Below are 6,000 nucleotides of genomic sequence, written 5' to 3' on the forward strand. Positions count from 1 at the left end.
TCGTGCGGGGCAGAGGACGAGGTGATGGCGTTCCTTCCGGAGTGTGCGCGCAGGCCGGGGAAACCCGGTGCAGGCACAGTCTAGTGCAGGTCCGCGGCATTTCCGACGGGCCGCGGTAGTACCCGGCTCGCCGCGACCAGGCCCACAGCAACTCCGGCGGCATCGGCGAGAGCGTCGGCGACCGATCCGGAGCGTCCCAGCGGCAGAATCGCCTGCAGGACCTCCGAGATCGCCGCGAATCCCAGCACCCACGCTGCGGTGCCGGCCCAGCCGATTCCGGCCAGGCGGGAGGTGTACGCGAGGACCGCGAACAACAGGAAGTGAATGATCTTGTCGCTGTGTTGAAATCCCGACGGCACCCCGGACGCGGGGGTGAACAGCACGATCAGCGCCACCACGAAGGTGACGGCCAGGGGAATTCGATACGTCGACTGCGAGAACACCGCCCGAGTTTACCGGCGCTGCAGTACCACCACCGTGTCTATGCGCTCGTCGCCGTCGGGCGTCGTGCGGGTGCGGTGTTCGGCATGGATCTGCTCGAACCCGTCGCCCGCCGCGGCGACCACCGGTTCCGGAGCGAACAGCCGGTTCTTGGCCGGGTGCTGCGAGGCGTGGCTGTCGCTCGGACTGTGCCCGACGATCAGAAGACGTCCCTTCGGTGCGACAGCAGCGGCGAACCTGCGGGTGGTCAGTTCGAGTTCGTCCGGCGGCACCTGCAGGAAGTGCACCGACACCAGATCGAACGCCGCGGCCGGGGGAGTCCAGTCCAGAACGTCTTCCTGACGCCATTCCACCGCGAGTGTCTGCGGCTCCAGAGCCTGCTGCGCCGCGCGGGCCCGGCCGAGGGCGACATCGGAGATGTCGACGCCGGTCACGTTCCAACCTTCACCGGCCAGCCACAGGGAGTCCGCACCTTCACCGCAGCCGATGTCCAGTGCGCGACCCGGAGTCAGCTCGGACGCTTCCTGTATCAACACGGCATTGGGATTGCCGCTCCAGATGGTGGTGCGCTGGTTGTAGAGGTCGTCCCAGAACGCCTCGTCGAAGGCGCCGTTCTCGAAATCCGGTTCCACGTGGGCCCCGTCGGCGGCATGAGTGTGAGTATGTGTGTGGTCGACCATGGTTCGAGACTGCCCGCTGCCAGGCTTTGACGCAAACAAATTTGCTCGATCAGCAAAAATGGATTCTGGGTAGAGTGGTGCGTCATGACCGAACAGGAACGTGAAGTACTGACATGGGCGACGTTCGGGGACGCCTCGCGTGACCTGACCGAGAAGATCGTCGACGACGGGTTCGTCCCGGACATCGTCATCGCGATCGCTCGCGGCGGACTCATTCCCGCGGGTGCGATTTCCTACGCGATGGGTGTCAAGGCGGCGGGCACCCTGAATGTCGAGTTCTACGCCGACATCGAGGAGACCCTGCCCGATCCTGTTGTCCTCGAACCACTTCTGGACACCGACGCAATCGTCGGAAAGAAGTTGCTCGTCGTCGACGACGTCGCCGATTCCGGCCGCACACTGGCTCTGGTCATCGACCTACTGAAGGTGCATACCGCCGACGTGCGATCGGCCGTGATCTACACCAAGCCGAGAACCATTGTGCAGCCGGATTATTCATGGCGTGAGACCGACAAGTGGATCAATTTCCCATGGTCCACGTTGCCGGTCATCACCTGAGTTATTCGCTGGAGACGTCGATCAGCACCTTGCCGACGGTTCCGTTCTCGACGGCGTCGTGTGCCGCTGCGGTCTCGCTCAGCGAGAACCGATGCAACGGTAGACCGGTGGCCTCGCCCACCTCGAGCACACCTGCGGCTGCCGCCGCGCTGACGTCCGCCTCGGCGTTGCGAAGAGCTTCTTCGCCCACGGTGTAGAGGAGGACGAACTGGTAGCGCGTGTTGAGCACCATGTTCGGCCGAACGTCGAGGGTCACGGTGTCGCCGCCATTGTTGGCGTACACCGCGATGGAGGCGCGGTTCGCGCCTACGGCAGCGTTGAGTGCGGCGTTCTGTGCGGGAGCCACCTCGACGATGAGATCGATTCCGGCAGGAACCAGTTCACGAATTTTGGCGGCGGCGTCGCCGGTCTTGTAGTTCACCACGTGGTGCGCGCCCGCCGCGGTCGCCAGTGCGCCCTTCTCCGGTCCGCTGACCGTCGTCACCACGGTCGCGCCCGCCCAGCGGGCCAACTGGATCGCGGCATGGCCGACGGCACCGGCACCACCGGCAACCAGAACCGACTTGCCGTCCAGCGCACCCGGATGCAGCCGCGTGGGTCCGTCCTCGGAGACGGTCAGTGCGCGGTGCGCCGTCATCGCGGGCACTCCGAGGCTTGCGCCCACGTCGAATCCGACGCCATCAGGCAGCCGAACCACTCGGGACGCAGGCAGGATCGAGAAAGACTGGGCGGTACCGGTCGGGCGCTGATGTTGGGCCAGGTAGACCCAGACGCGATCTCCGACGGCAAGCCCCTCGACATCGGGGCCGACAGCGTCGATCACTCCGGCACCGTCCTGGTTCGGTACCACCTCGTCGAACGCCAAGTTCTCACCCGGCCCGGAGCCGGTCCTGTTCTTCCAGTCCGTCGGATTGACGCCCGAGACCACGATGCGGACCCGAACTTCGCCTGCGGCCGGCTCGGTCACCTCGCGATCCTTCAGTTCGAGGACGGACGAATCGCCGGTGCGGGTGTACACAATCGCTGGAGCAGTCATATCCGGTCCAACGCGCTCGGACCGCCCCGATGTTCCCTGCGGGCGCATCGGGGGTATGCATGGGTGGTCATCAGTGCTGTCACAGGAGAAACGGATCGCATGAATCACAACGAACTGCTCACCGACGCGTTCGGCCGAATCAAGGAACTCGTCCACTCGGTATTGGACGACATCCCCGCCGCAGCGTTGACCTACCGGCCCGACTCCGAGGCCAACAGCATTGCGTGGTTGCTGTGGCACCTGACGCGGGTGCAGGACGACCACATCGCCGGAGTGGCAGGCAGCGAGCAGCTGTGGAACTCCGACTCGTGGTTCGAGCGCTTCGGTCTCCCGTTCGACCGGTCCGATATCGGGTACGGCCAGTCGTCAGCGGACGTCGCCGAGGTCACCTCCAGCGCCGAACTGCTGCGCGAGTACCACGATGCCGTGCACTCGAAAACCGTTGCCTACCTGAGCAGTATCTCGACCGACGATCTGGATCGGATCGTCGACGAGAACTGGGACCCGCCGGTCACGCTGGGTGCGCGGCTGGTGTCGGTGGTGTCCGACGACCTTCAGCATGCCGGGCAGGCGTCGTACGTTTTAGGCCTGTACACCCGGCGGGCCTGAGAATCAGGCGTAAACCTTCTGCAGATTCTCCAGCGTCTTGCGAATGTTGCGACGCTGGAACTGCGGGAACGTCTTACCGCTGGTGACGATCTTGTCGAACACGAGCGCCAGCGCGTCGGGCCACTTCGTCCGGTCGTCGGTCCAGGTCTCGGTCACTTTCGTGCCCCCTGCGACCGGTTCGAAGTCGTATCGCCAGGTTGCGTTCGCGCCCTTGATCTTCGGAGCGCTCTTGCCGATGGCGTGGACGCGGAACTCGAAGGTCTTGCCAGGCTCGGCCGCGGTGACGGTGCAGCGCGTGACCCACTTCGCCCGGCCGCGCTTGTTGGTTCCGTCGAACACCATTCCCACGTAGGCAGTCTCGCGAGGGTCGTGGACGGTGGCACCTTTGTTCTCCGGGCTCCACTCACCCATGCGCGTGGGGTCGCTGATCGCGGCGTACAGCGTGTTGGGATCGGCAGCGACGACGATGCTGTCCGAGACGGTGAGTTCGCGACTCATGACGAGGCTCCCTTGCGGGCGTTCTTGCCCAGGCCGGGGTGAATGCGAGTGAGCATGGGCACCAACACCGTTCGCGGGGTGATCTGCGCGAAGATGGATCCGATGCGGTTGGCCGCTCCCGGAATCGACACCATGCGCCCCTTGGTCATGTCGTCGACGGCAGTCTTGGCGACTGTGTCCGCCTCGACCCACATGATAGGTGGAAGTGCCTTCTCTGCATCGTCTTTCGCGAACCCTGCGGCCTCGCCGAATCCCGTGTGTACCGGTCCGGGGCACAGCGCAGTGGCCGTGACGCCGGTTCCACGCAGTTCACCGGTCAGCGACTGTGTGTACGAGAGCACGAATGCCTTGCACGCGCCGTAGCCGGCCTGTCCGGGCAGAGGTTGGAACGCGGCAGTCGAGGCAACGTTGAGCAGTGCGCCGCGTCGGCGCTCGACCATGCCGGGGAGGAATCGGGTGCACAGGTCCGCAACGGCGACCACGTCGACCTCGATCATGTTCATTTCCGCAGCCGGGTCCGATTCTGCGACCGGTCCGAGGGTGGACAGTCCGGCGTTGTTGATCAGGATGTCCGGGATGAGACCGAGTTCGGTGATGCGGCCGAGCAGTTCGGCGCGAGCGCTGCGGTCCGAGAGGTCTGCTGCGAGCACTTCGGCTCGGACTCCCCGTGCTCGGATCTCCTGTGCCAAGTCTTCGAGCTTGTCGGCTCGCCGAGCGACGAGGGTGACGCCGTAGCCCCGGGAGGCGAGTTCGCGGGCGATGGATGCCCCGATGCCCGAGGACGCTCCGGTCACGACGGCGGTCCGGTCGGGTGCTGGACGAGGAAGGCTCATGCGACCCACCGTAGCGAATGGCCGCCGGGCAGCGCATTTGAACGGAACTTGTAGGTTAGCCTAGTCTTACTTTGATTCCCGCTGGTTCGTCGAGAGGTAACCATGTTCTCAATGTCACCGGCCGGTCGACGCACTGCCGGCCGTGCAACCCTGCTGTCCACGCTTGCCGTGGCAACCCTGGTGGTGGGGGCGTGCTCCTCTGCCGATACTGCCGAGCCCGAACAGGACGGCGGCGGTGACTTTGCCACTGTCACCATCGATTCGGCTCTGGGTCAGGCCGTCATCACCGAGAAGCCGGAGCGCATCGTCACTCTGGGGCAGGGCTCGGCCGAGACGGCGATCGCGCTGGGCACCGTGCCCGTCGGCGTCGAGGAGTACTCGTGGGGTGCCGACGACACCGGGTATCTGCCGTGGGTTCACGACGCGGTGACCGAGTTGGGTGCCGAACTTCCCCAACAGTTCACCGGTGGAACCGAATTGAACATCGAAGCCGTTGCTGCCCTCGAACCCGATCTGATTCTGGCCCCGTGGTCCGGCGTCACACAGGATCAGTTCGACAAGCTGAGCGCATTCGCACCGGTGGTCGCGTACGAGGAACAGCCGTGGACGATCACCTGGGAAGACCAGATCACCGTCATCGGCAAGGCCATGGGGGAGGAGCAGAAGGCGGCGGACGAGATCGAGAAGATCAAGGGCCGCTTCGCCGACGCCACCAGCGAGCACCCCGAATACGCCGGGGTGAGTTTCTCGTACATCTACAACACCGGGCCGGGGACCCTCGGAGTGTTTCTTGCCGACGAACAACGCGTCGCCATGGTGCGAGCCCTCGGGTTGCAGGTCGATCCGGTGGTGAACACGCTCGACGAGACCGAGGGCACCGACTCGGCGGTCATCGGGTTGGAGAACGCGAATCTGTTGAACGACTCGGACCTGATCTTCACCTTCTACTCGGACCCGCAGAACCGCACCGACACCGAGAATCAGCCTGCATACAAGCAGATTCCGGCTGTGTCCCGCGGTTCGGTCGTTGCGCCGACGGATCAGTCGTTCGTCACCGGATCGTCCATCATCAATCCGCTGACGGTGCCGTGGGCACTCGAGCGATATGTGCCGATGATCGACGAGGCGATCGCGACACTCGACGCAAACTAGGTCAGTACACCTCGCGCAGTCGTTCCTGTTGCAACACCCGCTCGAGGTGATGTGACACGACCACGGTGACCGATCCGTGCTCCACTCGAATCGGCCTGTCGAACAATCTCTTCCAGCCGGGAGTGTCAGATTAACGGTGGATCCGACCTTGGCGTCGGTTAGTTTCCGTTCGGGGTGATGCGTCCTTCGAAGG

The 6,000-nt window shown here is 64.6% G+C and carries 8 protein-coding genes; 3 read left to right on the forward strand and 5 right to left on the reverse strand.

Features of this window, described 5'->3' with window-relative positions; all coding sequences use genetic code 11:
* Positions 1-80 precede the first annotated feature (80 nt).
* Entirely contained in the window at positions 81-443 is a 363-nt protein-coding gene (locus R3P93_RS21755; protein ID WP_317534052.1) for a VanZ family protein, read from the reverse strand.
* 9 nt (positions 444-452) lie between these two features.
* Positions 453-1,121 (reverse strand): class I SAM-dependent methyltransferase, encoded by a 669-nt coding sequence (locus R3P93_RS21760; protein WP_317534053.1) that lies wholly within the window; start codon positions 1,119-1,121, stop codon positions 453-455.
* An 84-nt stretch (positions 1,122-1,205) separates the two neighbouring features.
* On the opposite strand from R3P93_RS21760, the gene R3P93_RS21765 reads away from it, so the two are divergent.
* A complete protein-coding gene (locus R3P93_RS21765) occupies positions 1,206-1,679 on the forward strand; it encodes a phosphoribosyltransferase (RefSeq protein ID WP_317534054.1) in 474 nt (157 codons plus the stop codon).
* A gap of 1 nt (position 1,680) precedes the next feature.
* Here the strand turns inward: R3P93_RS21765 and R3P93_RS21770 are convergent, their stop codons facing one another.
* Entirely contained in the window at positions 1,681-2,715 is a 1,035-nt protein-coding gene (locus R3P93_RS21770; protein WP_317534055.1) for an NADPH:quinone reductase, read from the reverse strand.
* A gap of 99 nt (positions 2,716-2,814) precedes the next feature.
* On the opposite strand from R3P93_RS21770, the gene R3P93_RS21775 reads away from it, so the two are divergent.
* Positions 2,815-3,324, forward strand: coding sequence for a mycothiol transferase (locus R3P93_RS21775; RefSeq protein WP_094669589.1), 510 nt, complete (start codon positions 2,815-2,817; stop codon positions 3,322-3,324).
* A 3-nt stretch (positions 3,325-3,327) separates the two neighbouring features.
* Here R3P93_RS21775 and R3P93_RS21780 read toward each other — a convergent pair whose 3' ends face one another.
* Together R3P93_RS21780 and R3P93_RS21785 are read right to left on the reverse strand one after the other, a co-directional pair.
* A complete protein-coding gene (locus R3P93_RS21780) occupies positions 3,328-3,822 on the reverse strand; it encodes an SRPBCC family protein (protein ID WP_094641349.1) in 495 nt (164 codons plus the stop codon).
* On the reverse strand, positions 3,819-4,655 hold the full coding sequence (locus tag R3P93_RS21785; RefSeq protein ID WP_094669573.1) for an SDR family NAD(P)-dependent oxidoreductase: 837 nt from the start codon (positions 4,653-4,655) through the stop codon (positions 3,819-3,821). The genes R3P93_RS21780 and R3P93_RS21785 overlap by 4 nt, the downstream gene beginning before the upstream one ends.
* 111 nt (positions 4,656-4,766) lie before the next feature.
* Here R3P93_RS21785 and R3P93_RS21790 point away from each other — a divergent pair, with 111 nt between their 5' ends.
* Positions 4,767-5,807: an iron-siderophore ABC transporter substrate-binding protein gene (locus R3P93_RS21790; RefSeq protein ID WP_317534059.1), complete on the forward strand. Its 1,041-nt coding sequence runs from the start codon at positions 4,767-4,769 to the stop codon at positions 5,805-5,807.
* The last annotated feature ends 193 nt before the right edge of the window (positions 5,808-6,000 follow it).

Source organism: Rhodococcus cerastii, assembly GCF_033042195.1.
In the GTDB taxonomy this organism is placed as follows: domain Bacteria; phylum Actinomycetota; class Actinomycetes; order Mycobacteriales; family Mycobacteriaceae; genus Rhodococcoides.

Excerpts from the sequence above, each read along its gene's own strand:
- R3P93_RS21775 (WP_094669589.1), top strand. The coding sequence starts at position 2,815 with ATGAATCACAACGAACTGCTCACCGACGCGTTCGGCCGAATCAAGGAA.
- R3P93_RS21790 (WP_317534059.1), top strand. The coding sequence starts at position 4,767 with ATGTCACCGGCCGGTCGACGCACTGCCGGCCGTGCAACCCTGCTGTCC.
- R3P93_RS21765 (WP_317534054.1), top strand. The coding sequence starts at position 1,206 with ATGACCGAACAGGAACGTGAAGTACTGACATGGGCGACGTTCGGGGAC.
- R3P93_RS21780 (WP_094641349.1), bottom strand. The coding sequence starts at position 3,822 with ATGAGTCGCGAACTCACCGTCTCGGACAGCATCGTCGTCGCTGCCGAT.
- R3P93_RS21770 (WP_317534055.1), bottom strand. The coding sequence starts at position 2,715 with ATGACTGCTCCAGCGATTGTGTACACCCGCACCGGCGATTCGTCCGTC.
- R3P93_RS21760 (WP_317534053.1), bottom strand. The coding sequence starts at position 1,121 with ATGGTCGACCACACACATACTCACACTCATGCCGCCGACGGGGCCCAC.
- R3P93_RS21785 (WP_094669573.1), bottom strand. The coding sequence starts at position 4,655 with ATGAGCCTTCCTCGTCCAGCACCCGACCGGACCGCCGTCGTGACCGGA.